General features: G+C 38.1%; 20 protein-coding genes and 1 pseudogene. 4 read left to right on the plus strand and 17 right to left on the minus strand.

The features are described from left to right. Positions 1-179: 179 nt before the first annotated feature. Positions 180-1,601, minus strand: a complete 1,422-nt coding sequence (locus acear_RS09325) for a glucose-6-phosphate isomerase (protein ID WP_013278766.1) — start codon at positions 1,599-1,601, stop codon at positions 180-182. 256 nt (positions 1,602-1,857) lie between these two features. Here acear_RS09325 and acear_RS09330 point away from each other — a divergent pair, with 256 nt between their 5' ends. Further along, positions 1,858-2,280, plus strand: a complete 423-nt coding sequence (locus acear_RS09330; protein ID WP_013278767.1) for a hypothetical protein — start codon at positions 1,858-1,860, stop codon at positions 2,278-2,280. Between the two features lie 45 nt (positions 2,281-2,325). Here the strand turns inward: acear_RS09330 and acear_RS09335 are convergent, their stop codons facing one another. Then, the gene (locus acear_RS09335; protein WP_013278768.1) at positions 2,326-2,553 is read right to left on the minus strand and encodes a hypothetical protein; all 228 of its coding nucleotides are present in this window, start codon (positions 2,551-2,553) and stop codon (positions 2,326-2,328) included. A gap of 23 nt (positions 2,554-2,576) precedes the next feature. Then, positions 2,577-2,822: a hypothetical protein gene (locus acear_RS09340; RefSeq protein ID WP_013278769.1), complete on the minus strand. Its 246-nt coding sequence runs from the start codon at positions 2,820-2,822 to the stop codon at positions 2,577-2,579. Between the two features lie 323 nt (positions 2,823-3,145). On the opposite strand from acear_RS09340, the gene acear_RS09345 reads away from it, so the two are divergent. Together acear_RS09345 and acear_RS09350 are read left to right on the plus strand one after the other, a co-directional pair. Continuing rightward, positions 3,146-4,804 carry a hydantoinase/oxoprolinase family protein gene (locus tag acear_RS09345; protein ID WP_013278770.1) on the plus strand — a complete coding sequence of 553 codons (1,659 nt, stop codon included), beginning with the start codon at positions 3,146-3,148 and terminating at the stop codon, positions 4,802-4,804. Continuing rightward, the gene (locus tag acear_RS09350; protein WP_013278771.1) at positions 4,794-6,134 is read left to right on the plus strand and encodes a histone deacetylase family protein; all 1,341 of its coding nucleotides are present in this window, start codon (positions 4,794-4,796) and stop codon (positions 6,132-6,134) included. Before acear_RS09345 ends, acear_RS09350 begins: the two co-directional genes overlap by 11 nt. A 62-nt stretch (positions 6,135-6,196) precedes the next feature. Here the strand turns inward: acear_RS09350 and acear_RS09355 are convergent. The 13 genes and pseudogenes from acear_RS09355 to asnB all read right to left on the minus strand — a co-directional run bounded on the left by acear_RS09355 (position 6,197) and on the right by asnB (position 20,017). Beyond that, a pseudogene (locus tag acear_RS09355) lies at positions 6,197-7,432 on the minus strand (RNA-guided endonuclease InsQ/TnpB family protein). A 422-nt stretch (positions 7,433-7,854) separates the two neighbouring features. Continuing rightward, positions 7,855-8,397 (minus strand): FxsA family protein, encoded by a 543-nt coding sequence (locus acear_RS09360; RefSeq protein WP_013278772.1) that lies wholly within the window; start codon positions 8,395-8,397, stop codon positions 7,855-7,857. Between the two features lie 94 nt (positions 8,398-8,491). Beyond that, complete coding sequence (locus acear_RS09365; RefSeq protein WP_013278773.1) at positions 8,492-9,229, minus strand: GltB/FmdC/FwdC-like GXGXG domain-containing protein; 738 nt, start codon at positions 9,227-9,229, stop codon at positions 8,492-8,494. A 17-nt stretch (positions 9,230-9,246) separates the two neighbouring features. Then, entirely contained in the window at positions 9,247-10,506 is a 1,260-nt protein-coding gene (locus acear_RS09370) for an NAD(P)/FAD-dependent oxidoreductase (protein ID WP_013278774.1), read from the minus strand. Between the two features lie 12 nt (positions 10,507-10,518). Further along, positions 10,519-10,965 (minus strand): 4Fe-4S dicluster domain-containing protein, encoded by a 447-nt coding sequence (locus acear_RS09375; RefSeq protein WP_013278775.1) that lies wholly within the window; start codon positions 10,963-10,965, stop codon positions 10,519-10,521. 36 nt (positions 10,966-11,001) lie between these two features. After that, positions 11,002-12,504 carry an FMN-binding glutamate synthase family protein gene (locus acear_RS09380; RefSeq protein ID WP_013278776.1) on the minus strand — a complete coding sequence of 501 codons (1,503 nt, stop codon included), beginning with the start codon at positions 12,502-12,504 and terminating at the stop codon, positions 11,002-11,004. After that, positions 12,501-13,598, minus strand: a complete 1,098-nt coding sequence (locus acear_RS09385; protein WP_013278777.1) for a class II glutamine amidotransferase — start codon at positions 13,596-13,598, stop codon at positions 12,501-12,503. The genes acear_RS09380 and acear_RS09385 overlap by 4 nt, the downstream gene beginning before the upstream one ends. Before the next feature lie 150 nt (positions 13,599-13,748). Then, positions 13,749-14,087, minus strand: coding sequence for a P-II family nitrogen regulator (locus acear_RS09390; RefSeq protein ID WP_013278778.1), 339 nt, complete (start codon positions 14,085-14,087; stop codon positions 13,749-13,751). An 18-nt stretch (positions 14,088-14,105) separates the two neighbouring features. Then, positions 14,106-15,440, minus strand: a complete 1,335-nt coding sequence (locus tag acear_RS09395; RefSeq protein ID WP_013278779.1) for an ammonium transporter — start codon at positions 15,438-15,440, stop codon at positions 14,106-14,108. Between the two features lie 132 nt (positions 15,441-15,572). Beyond that, positions 15,573-16,907, minus strand: a complete 1,335-nt coding sequence (glnA, locus tag acear_RS09400; protein ID WP_013278780.1) for a type I glutamate--ammonia ligase — start codon at positions 16,905-16,907, stop codon at positions 15,573-15,575. 150 nt (positions 16,908-17,057) lie between these two features. Continuing rightward, positions 17,058-17,780: an NAD+ synthase gene (locus acear_RS09405; protein ID WP_013278781.1), complete on the minus strand. Its 723-nt coding sequence runs from the start codon at positions 17,778-17,780 to the stop codon at positions 17,058-17,060. 42 nt (positions 17,781-17,822) lie between these two features. Further along, positions 17,823-17,975 (minus strand): hypothetical protein, encoded by a 153-nt coding sequence (locus tag acear_RS12595; RefSeq protein ID WP_013278782.1) that lies wholly within the window; start codon positions 17,973-17,975, stop codon positions 17,823-17,825. A gap of 200 nt (positions 17,976-18,175) precedes the next feature. Beyond that, entirely contained in the window at positions 18,176-20,017 is a 1,842-nt protein-coding gene (gene asnB, locus acear_RS09410; RefSeq protein WP_013278783.1) for an asparagine synthase (glutamine-hydrolyzing), read from the minus strand. Positions 20,018-20,203: 186 nt separating this feature from the next. Between asnB and acear_RS09415 the strand changes: the two genes are divergently transcribed. After that, positions 20,204-21,157, plus strand: a complete 954-nt coding sequence (locus acear_RS09415) for a 2-hydroxyacid dehydrogenase (protein WP_013278784.1) — start codon at positions 20,204-20,206, stop codon at positions 21,155-21,157. Between the two features lie 53 nt (positions 21,158-21,210). Here acear_RS09415 and acear_RS09420 read toward each other — a convergent pair whose 3' ends face one another. Continuing rightward, a complete protein-coding gene (locus acear_RS09420; RefSeq protein ID WP_013278785.1) occupies positions 21,211-22,758 on the minus strand; it encodes an amidohydrolase in 1,548 nt (515 codons plus the stop codon). Positions 22,759-22,805 lie beyond the last annotated feature (47 nt).

Raw genomic sequence — 22,805 nt, forward strand, 5'->3', positions numbered from 1 at the left:
ACAAAGTAATTCAGCAAAGTTTGAGCAAATCCCTTTTATTTTTTAAAATCTTTACTTAAAATATCTCTTATTCTAACCTCACGTACCACTCTATAATATTATAACCTATAATAGAGAATTTAACATTGGAATAAACTAACAAAATAGGACATCAGAAATGATGTCCTATTAATTGATATCTATATAATTAATCCATCATCCTTTGGAGCTTTTGCTTCATACTCCTCTTTTCTCTCTTCATATCCTTGTCTCCCCAGTATACCATATGTATAATTCTTTCCCAATTCTACTCCCGGCTGATTAAAGGCATTAATACCATATAATTCACCAGCAAAAGCAGTCTGTAATTCAAACATATAAAACAGTTGGCCTACTGTAAACTCATTCACTTCCGGTAAAGTAATAGTAGTATTCAGACGTTGATTCTTAGTCAACGCCAACTCGGTAGCTGTCTGTTCTGTAGTAATTAAGTCGTTAAGTATATGCCCCCCTAGATAAGAAACTTCTTCAATGTCGCTGTATTCTTGAGGAATCTCTACCTCAGCACCATAAGCATCAACAGTTAAGAAAGTAATTACTTTATCATAAGGGCCGGCCATATATAACTGAACCTGTGAATGCTGGTCGGTAGTTCCTAAAGCCTTAACCGGCGTAGGACCCACATTTACCACTTTTCCATCTCTATCCTTCTCTTTTCCCAGAGACTCAGCCCATAACTGTCGGTACCAGTCAGCAACATCCTTTAATTTATCAACATACGGCATCATAACTGATATATTCTTTCCATCCTGATCTGCTAAATACTGTAACGTAGCATTCAAATAGGCAGGATTCTTCCAAACATCATCTACAGCACAGATGCGGTCCATATACTCTGCTCCGGCTAATAATTCCTCAATATCAATTCCACAAAAAGCAGCCGGTAATAAACCTACAGGGGTTAAAACTGAAAACCTACCTCCTACATTTTCAGGAATATAAAAGGTTTCGATCCCTTCTCTTTGGGCAATCTCAATTAACTTTCCGGAATCTTTACTTGTAGTAGCAATAAAGTGTTCTGCTACTTTATCTATTCCTAACTCTTTTGCTACCAAATCACGAGCAATCAAGAACTGACTCATGGTCTCTGCTGTTCCGCCAGATTTAGAAATTACATTAAAGACTGTCTTTTCTAAATCTAGAGCCTCTAACAGTTCTTTGAAATTAGCTGGATCAACATTATCAGAAACAAATAATCTAGGTACTTCTTGTTTATAGGAATGAGTAAAGGCTGTACGTAAAGCTTTAGCACCTAAAGCCGACCCGCCGATTCCTAAAACCACAAAGTTATCAAATTCCTTTCGTTTTTCTGCTGCTGATTCTTTTATTCTACGGGCAACATCTTTTTGGGTCTCAGGAAGTTCCATAAAGCCTAATTCACCCTCTTCTTTTGCTTCTCTAATAGCTTCATGAGCTGTCTGTAGTTCTTCCTCTAATTCTTCAATATCTTCTGGAGTAAAACCGTGTTCTTCCCCTACCTGACTGGCAAACATATTATTAACATCCAATCTAATCTTCATTTCTTTCTGCCATTCCTTCTGCTGATATCTAGGTTTACTCATTAACTTCTCCCTCCTAATCATTTTAGTCACTAAACTTATATTATGTAACAAAGCTTATATTATGTAGCAAATAATTATTTATAAATGCTAATATCATTATATCATCAAAAATAAGAAAAAGAAACTTATATTCCATAAATTTACAGTTCAAATGATTTAATTCACTTTAATAGTAACACTTTACTATCTAACTACATATAATCATATCACAAGCAGTCTGCTTCTAAGCCGCTACTAACTTAAAGAGGTGACCTTGATGGTACATAATAAAAAGACTAATACTGCAAAAACTGATAACTGGTTTAAGACAGTTGAACAGAAAACAACAGAAAAAAATAATAATAAAATAAATAAGAATAACCAAACAGATATAAGAAAAGAACAGAAATCAAACCACTCTCCTAATTTTAAACAAGAATTAATCAATCACCGTGATCAATTTCTACACGTTATTGCCCATAACAATCAAAAATCGGATTCTTTCCAAGGAATTTTAGCTAGAATTGAAGCAGACTTTATAACTCTAATCAATACTCCAACAGTTATTAAAATTCCGATTAAAAAAATTACAGCAATTATTACTAATCCTAAACAAGTACCAGCATCCACCCTATCTGCTAAAGAGATAAAACCAATTATTAAAGAAGTACTTGAAACTTTATTTGATCTAGATATATAAATATGATAGTCAGAAGGTTGTGCAACCCTCTGACTATATTTTTCCTTATGGGTCCATTCTTTCGTCTGCTGCCCCACAGGCCTGCTTTTTAATTGCTGCAATGGATTCAAACGGAACCTCTATTCTTTCATCTCCATCAACCAAAGTAACAAAATCTACTCCAACCTGACATAATATCCCCTGGTGTAAACAACATCCTTCTCCGGCATTAATTATAACCGCTATAGAATCACCAACTTGATCTTCTAAACCTTCAACAAAATCATAATTCATCATTACCCCCCCTTCCTTTTGATTTATTTCCAATCATCATAACAGTCATCATCATAATAGTCTTCTTCCGAAGCTCCACCAGCCAACTTTCTAACAGCAGCAATCTGGCTTATAGGTATCTCAATCCGTTCATCATCATGGACTAAAACAATAAAATCATCCCGAATTGAACATAAAATCCCTCTATGCTTACAGCAGTTTCCGCCCGCCTTAATTATAACCGTCATAAAGTCTCCTATTTGAGCCTGTAGCTGTTCTTCAAAGGTCATTCATTTTCCCTCCTTACAATTTAGTTACAATTTGTTACATATTATGTTGAGTTTTAAAAAAACGTTACCTTTATTATTTTAAAAAATAATTAAAGGACTATTAACAAGTTTATAAAAATACATATATAAAAGTTTCAATATTTTTTACTATAAAGGAGCAACTTTAAGAATTGCCTGGAAAGAAAACTTAAAAATAGGTGTTGCAAAAGAGAATATTTAATTTCAAAATATCGAACCTTAAAGTTAAAGGCCCACTCAGCCCCTACGACAAACATAGGAAGGTTCTGAGCTAAACTATATAAAATTAACTGGAGGTGTTTAATATGCAGTTAGGAATAGATATTGGAGGTACTCATACTGATGGAGTACTATTAGATCAGAATAATCAATTACTCAAACATAATAAATTACCTACTCAACCCCAAGATTTGACTAAAACTATTCTTACCAGTTGCCAACAGCTAACATCTAACTTAACCACTAAACAACTAGATCGATTAGTCTTAAGCACTACTCTGGCTACCAACTTAATTGTCAAAGAAGAATATCGAGCCGCAGGTTTATTATTAATTCCTGGACCCGGTCTCAATCCAGATTGGTATAGCTACAGCCCACATGCCAAGATACTCTCTGGATCTATTGACCACCGCGGTCGAGAAGTGAAATCAATTGATGAAGCAGAAATCAAACAAGCTATAGCCGGCTTTATTAAAAATGAAGTGCTCAATATCGGTATCTGCGGTAAATTCTCCACCCGCAATCCTGAGCATGAATTGAAAATTAAAGAAATAATCGAAGATGATTTTTCTGAAGTCGAAAATATCACCCTCAGCCATAAGCTGTCCGGTAAGTTAAATTATCCCCGGCGAGTAGCTACCACCTATCTCAATACTGGAGTACAGACAGAACAGAATAGATTCATATCTGATATTCAAACCGGATTAAATAAGCTGAATTTAGAAGCTCCAGTCTATATCTTAAAGGCTGACGGAGGCACTATGTCTCTACAAGAAGCTAAAAATGCGCCAATTAAAAGCATTAATTCCGGACCAGCTGCCAGCATCATGGGAATTTTCGGTTTAACTGAACCTTCTGAAACATCATTAGGACTGGATATCGGAGGAACCACTACTGATATTTCTCTCTTTATTGGACAGGAACCTATCTTTAAGCCAAAAGGAATTACAATCAATGATTATAAGACATCTGTGCGGGGGCTCTATAATCAATCTATTGGAGCCGGCGGAGATAGTTTAATTCAAATCAAAAATGGAAATCTTAAAATTGGTCCACAACGCAAGGGACCAGCAGCTGCTTTTGGTGGACCAGCACCTACACCGACGGATGCCCTGGTCATTTTAGGCTTAACTAACAGCGGAGATAAAGAGAAAGCAACCGCTAGTCTAAAACCCTTGGCTGAAGAAATGAATCTCTCAATTCAAAAATTAGCCGATAGAATCATAACTGAGTTCTGTTCTCAAATTCAGAATAAAATCAATCAAATGTTAACTAAATTAAATAATCAACCAGTCTATACAATTAATAAATTATTAACTAATAATAGAATTCGACCAACTAAAATCACTGGAATCGGCGGTCCAGCAAAAGCGATAATTCCTAAATTAGCTGATAGATTAAACTTAAATTATGAAGTCCCTAACTATTCTCCGGTAGCTAATGCTATAGGAGCCGCCCTAGCCCGAACTACTAGGGAATGTACTTTATATGCTGATACATCACGTGATTATTATAATATTCCAGAGCTGGGCATTGAAGAAAAAATTACAGCTGAATTCAATTTAAAGAAAGCAGAAAGAATAGCCAAGCAAAAATTAAAAGCTAACCTTAAAAACCAAACACCTGAAATTGAAATCACTAACAACCAGGCCTTTAATTTAGTCCGTGGATTCAACACAACCGGTCAAATTATCGAAGTTACAGCCCAAGTCAAACCAGGAAGGAGGAAGCTAAATGCAAATTAAAGCAAAGAATAACCTAGGATTAATCTTCTTTCCAGCTTTTGATTGGTCTATCTCACCTACCCATCCAGAACGAGAGGAAAGATTATTATATACTAAAGATCAGGTATTGGAAGAAGGGTTATTAGATATAGAAGGAATAAAAGAATATAATCCTTTAGTAGCTACAGAAGATGATGTTAATCGGACACATATATGTATTCCTGACGCTAAATCAATTATCTCCAAACCTCATTTAATCTCAGCCGGAGGTGCTATTAAAGCAGCAGAACTAGTTATGCAGAAAGAAGTTGATAAAGCTTTTGCCATTATTCGCCCTCCTGGCCATCATGCATTTCGAGTAGTACATGGAGCCAGAGGATTCTGTACCATTAATAATGAAGCAATCATGGTAGAATACTTACGCAACAAATACGATTCTGACTTAAAGATTGCTTTTGTTGATACTGATGCTCATCATGCTGATGGAACTCAGAATATCTACTACAATGACCCTAATATATTACATATCTCTATCCACCAAGATGGACGGACATTATTCCCGGGAACCGGCTTTACTGATGAGCTAGGAGGACCGGGAGCCTGGGGACGTACAATTAATCTACCTCTGCCGACCAATACTACTGATCAAGGGCTTCATTATGCACTGGATAATTTGATACTACCTATTTTAGATGACTTCGATCCTGATTTAATCATTAATGCCGCTGGACAGGATAATCATTACAGCGATCCATTAACTAGAATGAACATTACCGCCCAAGGCTATGCGGAATTAAATGATAAACTGGATCCTGACCTTGCTATCTTACAAGGCGGCTACTCTATTGAATCAGCTCTACCTTACATTAATACAGGAATCATGCTGGCCATGGCTGGATTGGACTACAGCTATATTCAAGAACCGGATTATGATCCAACAGTTAAAGAACAGCCCGCTAAAATTACTGATACTATCAAACAAAGAACCAATAAACTAATTACTAGCTGGCAGAAAAGAGATAAAATCGATCTTCAAGATGAATTTCCCATCAAGAATATAAATGGAGAGGATTATCATATTAACCATCGGAATATCTTTTATGATACCTCCCAGCTTAGAGAAGAACAAGAAATTAAAATTAAGATCTGTGATGACTGTTCGGGAGTAATGATTATTGATTCTCAAGTCAGACCCCATTCAATGGGAGAAACAAGAAGCATTATCCTGCCCTTTGATGTCTGTAACGAATGCCGCCAGTTAGGTTATGATAAATATGAAGCTTCTAAGCAGGACTTCAGTGCTGTCTATCTGCAGGATAAAGTGGGGGATAAGTTGCTGACTAATCTGTGAACTGCCTCTGAGACAAGCAACGGAGGCTTCAAAAGAAGTGTGGTAATTAAGTCTCCGCCTGCTTAACAGGCAACCCTTATTCTTTTAGGAGTGTCCACAACCCCATTATCCCTAATCTGACGAATCATTTCAGGAATACATTTGTCTTTGAGATATTTACGCATTATATTAAGGCTACCGTTCACATCAGCGTTAAGTATCTTATTCTTAGTTTTAAATAGACCTCTAGTAGTTCGTCTGGATTTATCATAGTTGGTTTTATTTAATGATTCTAGGTCAATAGCCGAGCAACCAGAAGTATAGGTTTCATTAACTTTAATTAGCTTAATACCTGCTAGTTTAGCTTTATATTCAATTAACTCTACTAATCTTTGTATTGGTATTTGTACGAATGATTTAAGTGTATTATTCTGCTTAATATTTTTAATATCACCAATTATAATAGTAGATACTTGATTTTGAATTGCTAAATTAACTATTGTTCTACTAGCTTTGTGGAGATAATCCTTGATATAATTGTTACGTTTAATTCTTAGTCTTTTAATTCGCTTAGTATCCTTAACTTTGCTAGTACCCAACTGTTTCATTCTAATTCTTTGGAGGTTGGCTATCTCTTTATTGAAGTAGCTATTCTTAGATTTAATAGTTTTACCATTAATGATATAGCTTTCGGGACTATCTTTAAATGTTAAGGTAGCTAAATTATCTAAACCTAAGTCAATTGACATTATATTGTTACCTTGTGGCTTATCTTTAGGTTCTACCTTGTAAATAATTAATAAGTGCCACTCTTTAGAGATTTTATCTTGCTTAATCCGTACCTGTTTAAGATTATCTAAGTCTATGTAGCTTTAAACTACTGGAGGTAGCTCAAATTTAAGACTGTCCACTCCATATTTAGATTTAATCTCCTTAGATACCGATAATAACAATTTACTATCTCTAATTCTTGTGGCTAAGTTGGTATAGATTACTTGATTTGGGTTGTTATCCATATGTTTATAATTAGGTGGCTTAGGTTGACCTTTGTATTTATTAGGATTCTCTTTATATTCTTTAAGACTACTAAAATAAGATTTCCAATCCTGTGCTAATTGTTTAAGGCAATGTTGCCTGTTGTGACTATGCAACCAATCACAATGCCAATTAGATTTAAACTGTTTATCAAGCCTTGTATATATGGGCTTAATATCATTTTTTCTAACTTCATAATTAACAATGTTGTACAATTTAGAAGTGTGCCAAAAAATATTGATATATTGTGTCACTTTGATGATATTACAGATTATAGTCAACAATCTCTTACGCTTGCCATTCGTTCGACGTCCTGTCTCACTCATTCTCAAAAACTGACTCTCCACCATCCCTGGTTTCGAGTCAGTTTTAAGAGTCGCTCCAGAGAAATGTTGACTATTTGCATTATTACAGAACAAAAGTTTCATTGGATTGGTTTTTAACGCTTCCTCAGATAATTTTGCACAATTGAGTTGATATCTTGCAACAAGCGACTTTAAAGCAGCCCCAAAAAAGAGAATGATTATCATATAAGCTATAATTTTCAAATGTAGTTATAAGGATAATTTATTGCTGACTAATTAGGGCTGATTTTCGGAGCGTTTGCAAGATATCAACTCTAAACTGCAACAATATATCAATTTAACTCTAAAAAGCACAAAAAGAGTTAGGATTTTTCTTCCTAACTCTTTTTGCTAATTTATTATTAAGCTTTATTGTCATCATTATCTTCTTTACTCTCATCATCTACTTCTTCATAGTTAACATCAATTGATTCGGATAAATTATCCCAATCATCTTCTTCATCGGTCTGCTGCCAATTATACTGCTGACTATCACTATTGCCTTTATTACCTCCAAAGAAGCTAAACTGAATATTACCTTTATCAATCTGCTTCTTTAATGTTTTTTTAACTAATCTCCTGATTGCTTTCCGAGTAAGAGGAATTATCAAACTAAAGCCGGTAATATCAGTCAATAAACCTGGAGTCAACAGCAGCCCTCCACCAATTAAAATTAATAATCCTTCAATTAAACTATCTGCTGGCAAACTTCCTGCTGCCAATTTATTTCGAATCTGATTAACCACTAGAAAACCCTGACTGCGTGCCAATGAAGCACCTACAACACCAGTTACAGCAATTAAACCGATTGTCGGCAGCAGTCCAACATAGCTACCTAGTTGGATTAATAAAGCTAACTCCAATATCGGAACTATGGTAAATAAGAGTAATAATCTAATAAACATTTTCTCACCTTCTTATAATTACTTTCTAATTTATTTATATTACTTTATTATACATAGTATGGTGAAAAAATGCAATTTAATTAGGAATTATTCATTAATAAGCATACATATTACCATACGGCCGATGAGAGACCGGAATCAACTTAGAAAATTTAGCCTCCATTATTTCCTCTAAATCCAGATTAAACTGCTGACAATAATCTGTTAAGGAATTCCTAATCTCCTGTCTATCAGCTGGAGTAGCTTCCGTAACTTTTACTTCCAACCCTGTTAAGTAATCTTCAATTTCATCTCTAATATAGATGACTCCCCCATGCATTCCAACTGCTACATGATTACCGATAATCGGTTCATCAGCTTGCCGGTCAAGCCCTAACAGAATCAAACGTCCTCCAGCCATATATTCACCAAAAAAGTCACCAGCCGTACCGCCGACAATGATTGTCGGCTGTTTATCCTGATAGCCCTTCATATGAATTCCTACTCGATAACCGACGCTATCTCTAACATAGACTTCACCGCCGCGCATACTGTAGCCTAAAGTATCCCCTGTCTGGCCGTTAATTACTAATTTACCACCGTTCATAGTATTAGCAATACCATCCTGACCATTGCCGTTAACAACTATTTCTACTCCATTAGTAAAAGCTGCCAAATCATTTCCCGGCGTACCGTTGATTATCAATTTAGCATTACTTTCCAAGCCATCGCCGATATAACGTTGGCCGTTAACATTATCTAAAGTAATCTCTGTTTCGCCACTCTTAAGTAACTCTTTAACCTCTTTATTCAGTTCTTTATAATAGACACCAGCTGCATCTATCGTAGCCATCTTGTTCCCTCCTATCCTTACTTTGCTAATCTTTCTTGACGCCAACCTTTATCAAAAGAAAGATACCCAAAGTCATCACTTAATAACTGATCCTTAACTTCAGCAATATTCTTTTCTTCTTTAATTAAATCGATCAAAATTCCAGCCCGGTCGATATCATTGAGGTAAATAAAGCCTACAATTCGATCATCCCGCAGAACTATCTTCTTATAAACCTTCTTGTCTTCATCCTTAGTGACTAAGACTTCATACTCCTTACCGTCCGGATTAATAATTCCAGCAGTAATCATCGGCAGTCCAAAGAATCCAATAGAATTGCGGGGAAAGCTTTCTGCATATTTTTCTGCAACTCCTGCCATATTCATTCCGGCTGTCCGACCTTGATTGTAAGCATCAGGCCAGATAGGAACTACACTTTTCATTTTGCGCACTAAATCCTCACCTTCAGCTACATCTCCGGCAGCATAGATATCTTCTGTATTTGTTTCTAATCGATCATTGACAATAATTCCCTGATTCACTTCTATATCTGTTTCTTTTACTATTTCTGTATTTGGTCTTACTCCTACTGCTACTACGGCTAAATCACAATCTAATTTCTGTTCTGATTCTAATTTAACTCCTGTAACTTTCTCACCACCGAGAAATTCAGCAATTGTATCCTCAAATATAAAGTTAATTCCTTTCGCTTCAAGATGCTGTTGAACTAACTTGGCCGCTTCCTTATCTAAAATAGCACTTAAAACTTGATCAGCTAACTCTACAACAGTTACTTCTAAGCCCTGTTTAACTAGCGCTTCCGCTGCCTTCAATCCGATTAAGCCAGCACCTAAAATTACAACCTTGCCTGTTTCTAAGTCTTTAATCTCCCCAGCAATAGATTCAGCATCATCTACCTTAATAAAGTTATAGATGTTATCCTTATTTATCCCTTCCAGTGGTGGAATAAAAGGAGTACCTCCAGTAGCTACCAATAATTTATCAAACCCTACTTCTTCACCATTAGCCAAGTTAACACTGTTAGCTGCTTCATTGATTCCTGTAGCCTTCACACCCAATTTAGTCTCAACATTATTTTCAGCATAAAAGTCGTCTGAACGAAACTTCATCTGCTCCCAATCTACTTTATCAGCTAAATAATAAGAAATCAGTGGACGCGAATAAGTATGATAGGGTTCATCAGAAATCACTGTTACTCTACTAGCTGCATCAATCTCTCTAATTCCTTCAATAGCTCCGACCCCTGCTGCTGAATTGCCAATAATTACATAATCCATTTTATCCACCTCCTACTCACCTCTATCTTCAAATACTAAAGCACCATTTGGACAGTTTGTCACACAGGCTGGTTCACTTTCTTCCTCTTCACCACAGAGATCACATTTAGAAATTACTTTCTGGCCAGCTTCATCTCTTTGAATTACTCCATAGGAACAAGCCATAATACAGGTCCAGCAGCCTACACATTTATCCTGGTCATAAGTTATCTCACCTGTCTTAGGATCCTTCTGCAGTGCTCCAGTAATACAGGCTCTCGTGCAGTCAGCTTCTTCACAATGGCGGCACTGTAGCGCCAGTGAAAGTACTCCTTTAGATTCAATTACTACCCGCGGTGTAATCTTTTCTAATTTATGGGCCTTAATTATATCCTGTGATTCAGAATGATTAGTAACACAGTAAACTTCACAGAGCCTACAGCCCAGACAGTATTCCTCTTTAGCATAGACTCGTTTCATTACATCTCCTCCTCGCTTATCAGTTTCAGTCTTAACTTACTCACCAGCATGCTTGATGCCTAGAATATCTAACTCTTTTTCTGTTAAATCCATTCCCCGCAGCATTAATCGATTTCCACGTAGACTCTCTAGGGCATTGATACCCATCCCTCCTAAAATCTCTTTAATTTCATGGGACCAGCCTTCAATCAAATTCTTGACCCGCTTAACACCAAGTTCTGGATTCAATCGTTTGACTAATTCAGGCTCCTGAGTAGCAATTCCCCAGTTACACTTACCTGTATAACACTTCTGACACATATGACAGCCTAAAGCAACTAAAGCTGCCGAAGAAACATAAACAGCATCAGCTCCTAATGCTACAGCCTTTACTATATCAGCACTATTTCTGATACTCCCGCTTACCACCAAAGAAACATTATTTCGCAACCTTTCTTCACGTAACCGATCATCCACAGCAGCTAAGGCCAATTCAATCGGAATCCCGACATTATCTCGAATCATTGTCGGAGCTGCACCTGTACCACCCCGATAGCCGTCAATAGCAATAATATCAGCACCAGCAGTAGCAATTCCAGCAGCAATAGCTGCTACATTATGAACGGCTGAAATCTTAACCGACACCGGCTTTTCATAATCAGTTGCTTCCTTTAACGCATAGATTAACTGACGTAGATCCTCAATAGAATAAATATCATGATGCGGTGCTGGTGATAAGGCATCAGAACCTTCAGGAATCATTCGCGTCTCAGATACTTCTTTACCTACTTTCTCTCCCGGCAGATGGCCGCCGATACCTGGCTTTGCTCCCTGACCAATCTTAATCTCAATTGCTGCTCCAGCATTTAAATACTCCTGATGGACTCCAAAACGTCCAGAAGCTACCTGCACAATAGTATTATCCCGATACTGGTATAAATCTTCGTGCAATCCGCCTTCACCGGTATTATACATCATACCCATTTCACTAGCTGCCTGGGCTAAAGCCTTACAGGCATTGATACTGATGGAGCCAAAAGACATAGCCCCAAACATAATCGGAGTTTCTAACTCTAACTGCGGCGGTAAATCTTCAACTTCTCCTTCTTCGTTAAATTCTATTTGGTCCGGTTTGCGGCCCAAATAAGTCTTTAACTCCATCGGCTCTCGTAGCGGGTCAATAGAAGGATTAGTTACCTGACTAGCATTCAATAGAATATGATCCCAATAGATCTTTTTATCTGTAGGATTACCCATTCCTGTCAATAAAATTCCGCCAGTATCTGCCTGCTTCTGTATATTAGTAATCATTTCTTCTGTCCAGTTACTATTCTGCTTATACTCCAGTGGATATTCTTTAATTACTAAAGCATTAGTTGGACAGAGTGCTACACAGCGATGGCAGTTAACACAATTAATATCTTCTGCCCGCATCTTTTCTAAATCTTCATCATACCAATGGACTTCATTGGCACACTGACGCTCACAGACCTGACATTCAATACATTTATCCATATTGCGTTCAACTATAAATTCCGGATTCTTTAAATTTAGACTCATACTCCTTGCCTCCCTTCTAATAATCCAATTACTGCTTCGCCGCCTTTCGGTGTTCGAATCTCCTTTGGATTAGAACAGATTTGGCGAATAGCTGACTCTTCACTAGCAACATAGGTTCTCTCATCATCTTTAGCCACAACTAAGGGACGTAACTTAATTCTATCATTTAAAGCAATAAAACCATCTTTATGGCCTAAAATAACAGAGAATGGTCCATTCAATAAAGCACTACTATAAACAGTACGAATCGTTTTAGCAATCTTGGCTTCTTTTTCATCCATCCGCTCAATCTCACTCCATAACGGAGCAGCTACAGCTTTAACTGCTGCTTCTAAAGGTAGGTCATGCTTTCTTAACATCAAATCGAACAGATAAGTAATTGCTTCTGTATCAGTCTGCATTGCACATTCATAGCCGAACATCTCTAAATAGCGTTTATTGGCCCCATAGGAAGAGATCTCACCATTATGGACAATAGACCAATCCAACAGAGTAAAGGGATGGGCTCCGCCCCACCAGCCTGGTGTATTAGTAGGGAACCGACCATGTGCTGTCCATAAATAAGCTTTATACTCCTCTAACTGATAAAACTCACCTATATCTTCAGGATACCCAACTCCTTTAAAGACACCCATATTCTTACCGCTAGAAACAACGAAAGCACCACGGTAATTAGCATTAATATTCATCACACATTGGGCTACATATTCATCTTCTGTTAAACCAGCAGATGTTAACTTCTGCTGGTCTGGTTCAACAAAGTAACGCCAGATAATCGGTGGATTATTAATAACCTCTACTTCTCTTGTTGGAATCTTCTCACTGATTGTAATGCTAAAGTGGCGATTTAGAAAGTGGTCTGCCTCCTCCTTAGCTGTTAAGTCATCATAGAACATATGAACAGCATATTTATCCTCATACTCAGGATAGATCCCGTAAGCAGCAAACCCGCCACCTAATCCATTGGACCTCTCATGCATCAAAGCAATAGACTCCATAATCTCTGCCCCAGAAAATCTGTTTCCTTTTCGATTCAAAATACCACTAATAGCACAGCCTGACATTATCTTTTCTTGTGGTCTACTTCCTCTCATCTACTTCACCTCTCACTTTGATCAGTTTTATTTTCATAATATGAAATTAGTTTTCATTTTTAGAGTATAATAATTATATAATATTTTTTCATTAATTGCAAGTAAGTTTTATAATACAAAAAGCCCCAGGTTTTATCCTGGGGCTAGAGCTTAAATTGCTTCTTTTCCGACTTCTTTAGTTCTAATTCGAACTGCTTCTTCAATAGAATAAATAAATATTTTACCGTCGCCTACTTCACCAGTTCTAGCTGCTGACAGGATTTTATCTACTAAGTCTTCAACTTTCTCTTCGTCTACAACAATTTCTACCTTTAACTTCTCTTTAAATTTCACCTCATACTCTACTCCGCGATAAGTATCCGTCTGACCTTTCTGGTTACCATAGCCAGCGATCTGGGTAATATTCAGACCGCTAATTCCTAACTGTTCTACAGCTACTACTAACTCTTCTAACTTCTCCGGTCTAATAATACACTCTACTTTTTTCATATCATCACTCCTTTAGCCCTATTCTTGCTTACTGACTTTAATACTCTTTTTGGCATGCAGTGGGACAAAGTCTGGATAGGAAACAGAGTTATGCTCCGTTAAGTCCAATCCTCTCTTCTCTTCTTCTTCGGATACTCTCATACCGATAGTCAAATCAACAGCCTTAAAGAGAATATAGGAAGTAGAGAAGGTCCAGACTGCTACACTGATAACTCCCTTCGCCTGGGTTAATAATAGGTTCAATCCCCCGCCATAAAATAGGCCACCGTCAGTTGCTAATAGACCTACCATTAAGGTACCGAAAGCACCACAGACACCGTGGACCGCTACTGCACCAACTGGATCATCAGCCTGTAATTTATCTATAAGTTCGACTGCATAAACTACAAGTATTCCTGATAATGCACCGATAATAACTGCTCCTACATTATCAACTGCAGCAGTACCGGCAGTAATTCCTACTAATCCGGCCAGAGCACCGTTAAGCGTCATACTGACATCAGCTTTACCATATTTAATCCAGCTAGTAAGCATGGCTAAAACTACTCCTGCAGCTGCTGCTAGATTAGTAGTCACTGCAATCGAGCCAATACTTAAATCAGTTCCGGCCACAGTACTACCGGTATTAAAGCCGAACCAGCCGAACCAGAGAATAAAGACTCCTAAAGCTGCCATTAATAAATTATGGCCGGGAAGAGCATTGGCTGAACCATCTTTATTATACTTACCTAACCGCGGTCCTAAAACTATTGCCGCTGCCAGAGCAGCCCAACCGCCTACTGAGTGAACAACTGTCGAGCCAGCAAAGTCAATCATATTTGATAACCAACCCCCACCCCAAATCCAGTGGCCAACTACCGGATAAATGACTCCGCTAATTACAATACTGTAGATTAGATAGCCAGTATACTTAGTTCTTTCTGCTGCTGCACCAGAAACAATTGTTGCTGCTGTAGCAGCAAAAACAGACTGAAAGACCCAGAAAGCCTCTAAAGGAATGTTTAACCCGAGATGTTCATAACTACCGTTTAAAAAGAATCCGTCTAGGCCAATAAAGCTATTCCCTACACCAAACATAAAGGCAAAACCACAGATCCAATAGACAACCGCTCCAATAGAAACATCCATAATATTCTTCATAATAATATTTCCTGCATTCTTAGCCCGTGTAAATCCGGCTTCTACCATAGCGAAACCAGCCTGCATAAAGAAGACTAAGAAAGCTGCCAATAAAGTCCAGGTAGTATCAATCGCTACTGCATTACTCTCAGCCGTTGTCGCTGCCAGAGCTGTAGGCGACAGTAAAACTACCATCAAAACTAACAACATTAATAGAGCTACTCTTCTACTCATTATCTTTCCTCCTCTTTACTAACCATTCATTATTTATTCTCATTATTCTTAAATCAGGGCCAAGACAGAGAAGCAATTACTCTCTACTGACTACTTATCATCCTCTGCCTTGTTACCTAGGGCTTAACTTACTTAAAATGTCTCTAAATAATTATCTAACTCCCACTGGTGGACAGAAGTTCTATAATCATCCCACTCTATCTGCTTAGCCTCAACAAAGTGTTTGAGGACATGATCACCTAGAGCATCCTGGATTACTTCATCAGCCAGTAGTTCCTGTACTGCCTGATTAATATTGACAGGTAAGCTTTCAATACCTAACTCCTCTTTCTCTTCAGCAGTCATATCATAAATATTTTCCACGACCTCTGTCGGCGGTTCAATCTCGTTTTTAATTCCATCTAGCCCTGCCTTTAACATCACAGCAATTGCTAAATAAGGATTAGCTGTAGGGTCTGGATTTCTAAGCTCTAAACGGGTTCCTACTCCACTAGCCGATGGTATTCGAATCAAGGCACTGCGGTTAGCACTAGACCATGCCTGATAGACTGGTGCTTCATAGCCAGGTACTAAGCGTTTATAAGAATTAACTGTTGGATTAGTAATTGCTGCTAGCGCTTGAGCATGCTTTAATAAACCACCGATATAGTATTTTGCCGTCTGGCTTAAGCCTAACTCATCGCTTTCATCATAAAAGGCATTTTCGCTGCCTTCAAATAAAGATTGGTGAACATGCATTCCGGAACCATTCTCTCCAAAGATCGGCTTCGGCATAAAAGTCGCATGTACGTCATATTGATTAGCAATCGATTTAACCACAAATTTAAAAGTAGCGATATTATCAGCCGTCCGCAGAGCCTCTTCATATTTAAAGTCAATCTCATGCTGCCCCGGTGCTACCTCATGATGGGAAGCCTCTACTTCAAAGCCCATCTTCTCTAAAGTCAAGACTATCTCTCGACGAACATCATTGCCTAAATCTACAGGACCCAAATCGAAGTAGCCTCCCTGGTCATGTGTTTCTATAGTAGCTCTACCATCCTCCGTCTTTTCGAATAAGAAGAACTCCGGTTCTGGCCCTACATTCATGGTATAACCCATTTCTTCTGCTTCTTTTAAGACCTTCTTTAGTACATTCCGCGGCCCACCAGCGAAAGCTTCGTCGTTAGGATTATAGACATCACAGACCAATCGTGCTACTGTCCCGCCGGCTTCAGGCCGCCAGGGAAAGATAGTAAATGTATTGAAGTCCGGCTTAAGGTACATATCCGATTCCTGAATCCGAGTAAAACCGTCAATTGATGAACCATCAAACATTATCTCTCCTTCTAGCGCTTCCTCTAATTGATCTACTGTAATAGCTACATTCTTAACTACTCCTAAAATATCCGTAAACTGTAAGCGAATAAACTTAACATCCAACTCCTCTGCTTTCTGTAATACATCTTCTTTAGTCATACTACTCATCTTTTAACTCCTCCTTATTTCAATTTAGTGTAAGTTTCATGTTATCTTTATGTTAATTATAAGGACTACCACGCCATTTGTCAAGTGAAAATCAGGATTTAATCTATATTTGACATAAACCTAACATCGACAGGTATAGTTAATCCCAGCTTAAAACTCAGGAATTGGGGGCAGCTGCAGCTTATGACTATTCTCCTCCGCTAAACTTTCTACTTTCCTCTTAACCTGTTCATCGGCTTCGCCAGTTAAAATATAACGATCTATCTCTTCATAGCTAAGACCCAGCTCTGACTCATCAGTCTGATCGGCCCATAATCCAGCCGAAGGAGCTTTATTGATGATTCTATTCGGAATTTCTAACAGCTTAGCCACCTCCCTAACTTCTGTTTTTACCAGATTACCCATTGGAGCTAAATCAATCCCTCCATCACCGTGCTTAGTGAAGTAACCCAACTTTAATTCACTACGGTTATCGGTGCCAATAACTAGACTATTTCTTAATTGGCCATAATAATATAAGACTGTCATCCTCAATCTAGGCTTTATATTAGCCTTAGGCATTTTATCATCAAAATTATCCACCGCAGACAATAATGTATTAAGCGTATTATTCAGATCTACTATTTCATAATCGATATCAAACTCATCAGCTACTAATTGCGCATCGCGCCGATCCTGCGAATTACTTTCACAGGGCATAATCAACCCTAAGGTTCGTTTAGGAAAAGCCATCTTGGACAAGACTGCTGTTACCGATGAATCTATTCCGCCAGATAACCCAACCACTGCCCCCTGACAGCCTGCTGATTCCACCTTGTCCTGTATCCAATTTTGAAGTTTATAAATTACTTTCTGATAATTCTTATCTAACATAATTCCACTCCTTATATCCGATTATATTTCACTTCTATCAACTTAACCACAGTTGCATTCTGTCGCCAACTGATGAAATATCGGTTTATTGCGATCTCTCATTTTTTGATGATACAGCTTACCTATACCAGATCTACGTCGATCATACATCTTCCGTCTGCCAAGTTCCTTCTGACCATTAGTAGTGCAACACATAATTATCCCCTCCGTTTATTGTTAGTTATCCTTCACCCCAAACAACATTCGGTGTTAGTGTTATACTTATGTTATCTCTACGTTAATTATAGCGGTTATCCCGGCTTCTGTCAAGGAAATATCCACTTTTTATTAAATACCTCACATGAGAAGTAACAAAAAAGGCTTCCCCTGCTAAGCAGGAGAAACCTATATACAGACTACTTAATACTGACATTATACTCTTCTAGCCAGGTATTAACCTGAATTAAGTAAGCAAATAGCTGCGGTAGGCGCATCAGCTGCCCAAACCAGGGAATATCGAAATCCTGATCTGCCTTAGTTAACTTTCGTACAGCAGCCACATCTATTAATTCAAGTAAAGGAGCATTAGGGGTATCTAGAATCTCTAACAGCCAATCCCTTACTGCTGCAAAGTAGTCGGGATTAAAGGTTTTAGGATATGGATTCTTTGGTCTCAGCCGCACATCCTCAGGCAGAATTCCCTTTAGAGCCTCCCGCAAAATCCCCTTGCGGTTACCGCCGTAATTCTTCATCGACCAGGGGATATTCCAGACATACTCCACAAGCCGATGGTCGCAGAAAGGAACTCTAATCTCTAAACCAGTAAGCATACTCATTCGATCTTTGCGGTCTAACAACGTCGGCATCCAGCGGGTGAGATTGAGATAAAACATTTCCCGCATCCGGGCATTTTTCCCTTCTTCACCCGGCAATCGAGGCACTTCTTCTAACGCTTGCTGATACTTAGCCTGCATATATTCCTGCGGCTTAATTCGGGCAGCCAAGTTATTATCTAAGAGCCTAACTCTATCCTCTAGGTTCCGCGACCAGGGAAACGTATCAGCCTGCAGTGCTTCCTCTCTATGATACCAAGGGTATCCACCGAAAATTTCATCGGCACACTCGCCGGAAACAGCCACAGTAAAGTCCTCTTTAATCGCCCGGCTAAAGAGATAAAGCGACGTATCTATATCAGCCATCCCCGGCAGATCCCGGGCAGTAACTCCTGCCGGCAGCATTTCTGCCAGCCGGGAATTATCCAAAATTACAGAATGATGCTTAGTCCCTAGGTAGTTAGAAACGCGTTCTACCCAGACATTATCAGCATCTGGCTGAAATTCATTAGACTCAAAATGTTCATCATTTCCTTCATAATCTACCGAATAAGTATGCAACTGTCCCTTACCAGCCTCTTGTAATGCTTTACTGGCTACTGCTGTAATAGCACTGGAATCAAGACCACCGGATAACAGAGTACAGATAGGGACATCAGATACTAATTGACGTTCAACTGTATCTACAAATAATTCTCTTACCCTATGCACCGTCTCTTCTGCAGTATCTGTATGCTGTTTGCTTTCTAGATTCCAATATTGACACTTTCTTAACCCATCACGATCATAAACTAGATAATGTCCCGGCTTTACTTCATCTATTCCACAAAAAACGCCATTACCTGGAGTCCGGGCCGGCCCCATGACAAAGATCTGACCCAATCCATCAGTATCAATCTCTGCTTCTATATCAGGATGGGCTAACAATGCCTTCAATTCAGACCCAAATATTAATCTATCCTGCTGTTGAGTATAAAAAAGCGGCTTAACTCCAATCCGATCCCGGGCCAGATATAATGACTCTCTCTTCTGATCCCAGATACCAAAAGCAAAGATACCATTTAAATGTTTAACACATTCTTCTCCCCATTCAATATAAGATGTAAGTAGTACCTCAGTATCAGAGTGACTATTAAATTCATATCCTTTAGTCTTCAATCTTCTTCTCAATTCCTGCGTATTATATAGTTCTCCATTATAAGTAATCACATATGTATTACCTTGGTGTTTTTTTATCATTGGCTGTTTTCCACCTTCAGGATCAATTACAATCAGCCGCCTATGAGCAAAACCAACATTTTCAGTAAACCATGCTCCTTTTTCATCAGGTCCGCGGCATTCTAAAGTCTTTCCCATCTCTTCTACAATAGATCGCTGCTGATTCATATTAACTTTCCAGTCTATCCAGCCTGCAATACCACACATATCTTACACCTCTCTTTTAATTTATTATTATAATATGTTACTCAATTTCATATATTGCATTACATTTTCATTATACGTGAATCAAATAATAAATGTGATAAAATATTTTTTTGCAGGACAATTATCTCTTGGCCTTGTAATAATGTAATAAGTTAGAGTATTCTTTATTAAGGAGGGAGAATAAGAATGAAAATAGTAATGTTAGAGCCATTAGCAGTCAAAGAGGAAATTATCAATGAGCTTAAAGCAAACTTAGAAGAACAAGACCATGAATTTGTAGCTTATGATAATAGAATTGAAGATGAAGACGTGATAATTGATAGAGCTTCCGAGGCTGACGCATTAATCATTACCAATTTACCCTTATCTGAAAGAGTTATTGAGGCCTGTTCCAATCTTAAATTGATTTCTGTTGCTTTTACAGGAGTAGACCATATAGACCTAGAAGCATGCCAAAAACAGGGAGTCACAGTCTGTAATGCTCCTGGTTACTCAACTCATTCAGTAGCTGAATTAGCAATAGGATTTATGATCACTGTAATGAGAAATATGGTTCCATGTGATGTTGCTACCAGAAAAGGAAAAACTAGAACAGGATTAATAGGTAATGAACTCAAAGGAAAAAAGTTAGGAATAATTGGAACAGGAAGTATAGGGCTAAGAGTAGCTGAAATAGGTAAGGTCTTTGGATGTGAATTACTTGGATATAATCGATCTGAAAAAGAACAGGCCAAAGAATTAGGACTTGAATATGTAAATTTAGATACTCTAATGAAAGAATCTGATATAATAAGCTTACATCTTCCCCATACTGAAGAAACTAAAGGAATGATAGATAAAGAAAAGATTAGTCTAATGAAAGAATCAAGCATCTTCATCAATGTAGCTCGAGGCCCTATTGTAGATAATGAAGCACTAGCAGCTGCCCTAAAAGAAGGCCACATCGCCGGAGCAGGTATTGATGTATTTGAAATGGAACCCCCTATTCCACAAGACCACCCGCTGCTTAATGCCCCTAATACAGTGGTAACTCCTCACGTTGCCTTTGCCACTCCAGAAGCTTTTTATAGAAGAGCCAATACAGTATTCGACAATATTGAATCCTGGTTGCAGGATAATCCCCAAAATGTAATGAACTAAAGCAATTAAAGCAGGCTAACTTCAAAGTTAGTCTGCTTTTGACTATACCTGCTTTAATACCGCGCATAATGGATCCTGCCCTTAATAATTGTCTTCATCACTTCAATATCTTTAATCTCATCTGAAGGAACTGTTAGTATATCCCGATTCAAAACAGTCAAATTAGCCGCTTTTCCTACTTCGATACTTCCTTTTATATCTGCTTCAAAAGCTGCCTTAGCTGGATTAATAGTAAACAGCTTTAATGCTTCTTTTATAGTTAACTGTTGAGTAGGATTGGAATGGTTTACTGCTCCATGAATCCCCAATAATGGATCCATCGGCGTTACATCGCTATCAGAGCCTCCGATCATCAAACAATTAGCATCTATAATATCACGAAAGGGATTTGTTCTTTTGGCTCTTTTTTCTCCTAATCGAGTACTATACATACCAGCGCTTCCGCCCCAATAATACTCAAATGCCGGCTGCATAGAAAGCGTTACTCCTAATTCTTTAGCCTTATTTATCTGTTGTTGATTGATCAATTCATTATGTTCTACTCTATGTCTAGGATTATCCCTCGGATACTCTTTCTGGGCTACTTGATAAGCTTCTAATATCTGGTCAATAGCCCGGCTGCCAATAGCATGGACTGCAATCTGTAGTCCTGCTTTATGGGCTGTAGTTACAAATTCATTAATTCTTTTCTGGCTGTGATATAACCGCGCTCTAGTAGTAGGTTCATCGGCATACGGCTCTATTAAGGCTGCTGTTCGGGAACCAATTGAACCATCTAAAGCAATACAACCTCCGATTCTATCCAATCCTAAACTTAAAACCCTGTCTACATCCATAGTTTGATTAAAGAGTACTATATCCAAAGGATTTTCGTCTTTAACTTCCAGCAACAATTGTAAATCCAATTCACTAAATAGGCCTCCGCCTTCCATACTATGAATAGTAGTAATCCCGACCTCCAAAGCCAACCTAGTAGCAACTTGTATTGCCTTCATCCGCTTTCTATTAGGAATATTGCCTAATACCCAGTTTCTCACTTCAAAGTTAGCCTTATTTCTGATAACTCCTGTCACCCTACCTTTTCTATCTCTATCTAAGCCTAAAATATTACGCGGCATATTCAGCAACTGCAAAGCCTTACTATTCACCACACAGGAATGACAGTCAACTCTGCTAAACCAGGCAGGATTATCAGGAACCAGCTTATCTAACTGCCATCTAGTAGGCGGCTGTGGATCAGCAAAATTCTCTTCATCAAACCCGACGCCATAAATCCATTCTCCAGCTGGTAATTTTTGGGCTCTATTCTTGATTAAATTCAACATCTCTTCTCGACTATCTACGCCAGTAAAGTTTAAGAATAACTTATTCAAACCGGTCTGTACAAAGTGAACATGGCTATCGATAAAGCCAGGCACTACAGTCTTCCCCTCGAGATTAAGCTGTTGGGTATTATCAGTCATAAATTCCTTTATCTCCTCGTTAGTTCCTACAGCAATAATCTCTTCTTTATTAACTGCAACTGCTTCGACTATCCTATCTGTTCCATCTAAAGTAATAATCTTTCCGTTATACAGAATAAGATCAGCTAATGTCTTCACTAGTAGCATCTCCTTTTAATCAACAGTTTAAGACAAGTGATTATTAT

Origin of the sequence: Acetohalobium arabaticum DSM 5501 (genome assembly GCF_000144695.1) — a bacterium.
Classification (GTDB): Bacteria; Bacillota; Halanaerobiia; order Halobacteroidales; family Acetohalobiaceae; genus Acetohalobium; species Acetohalobium arabaticum.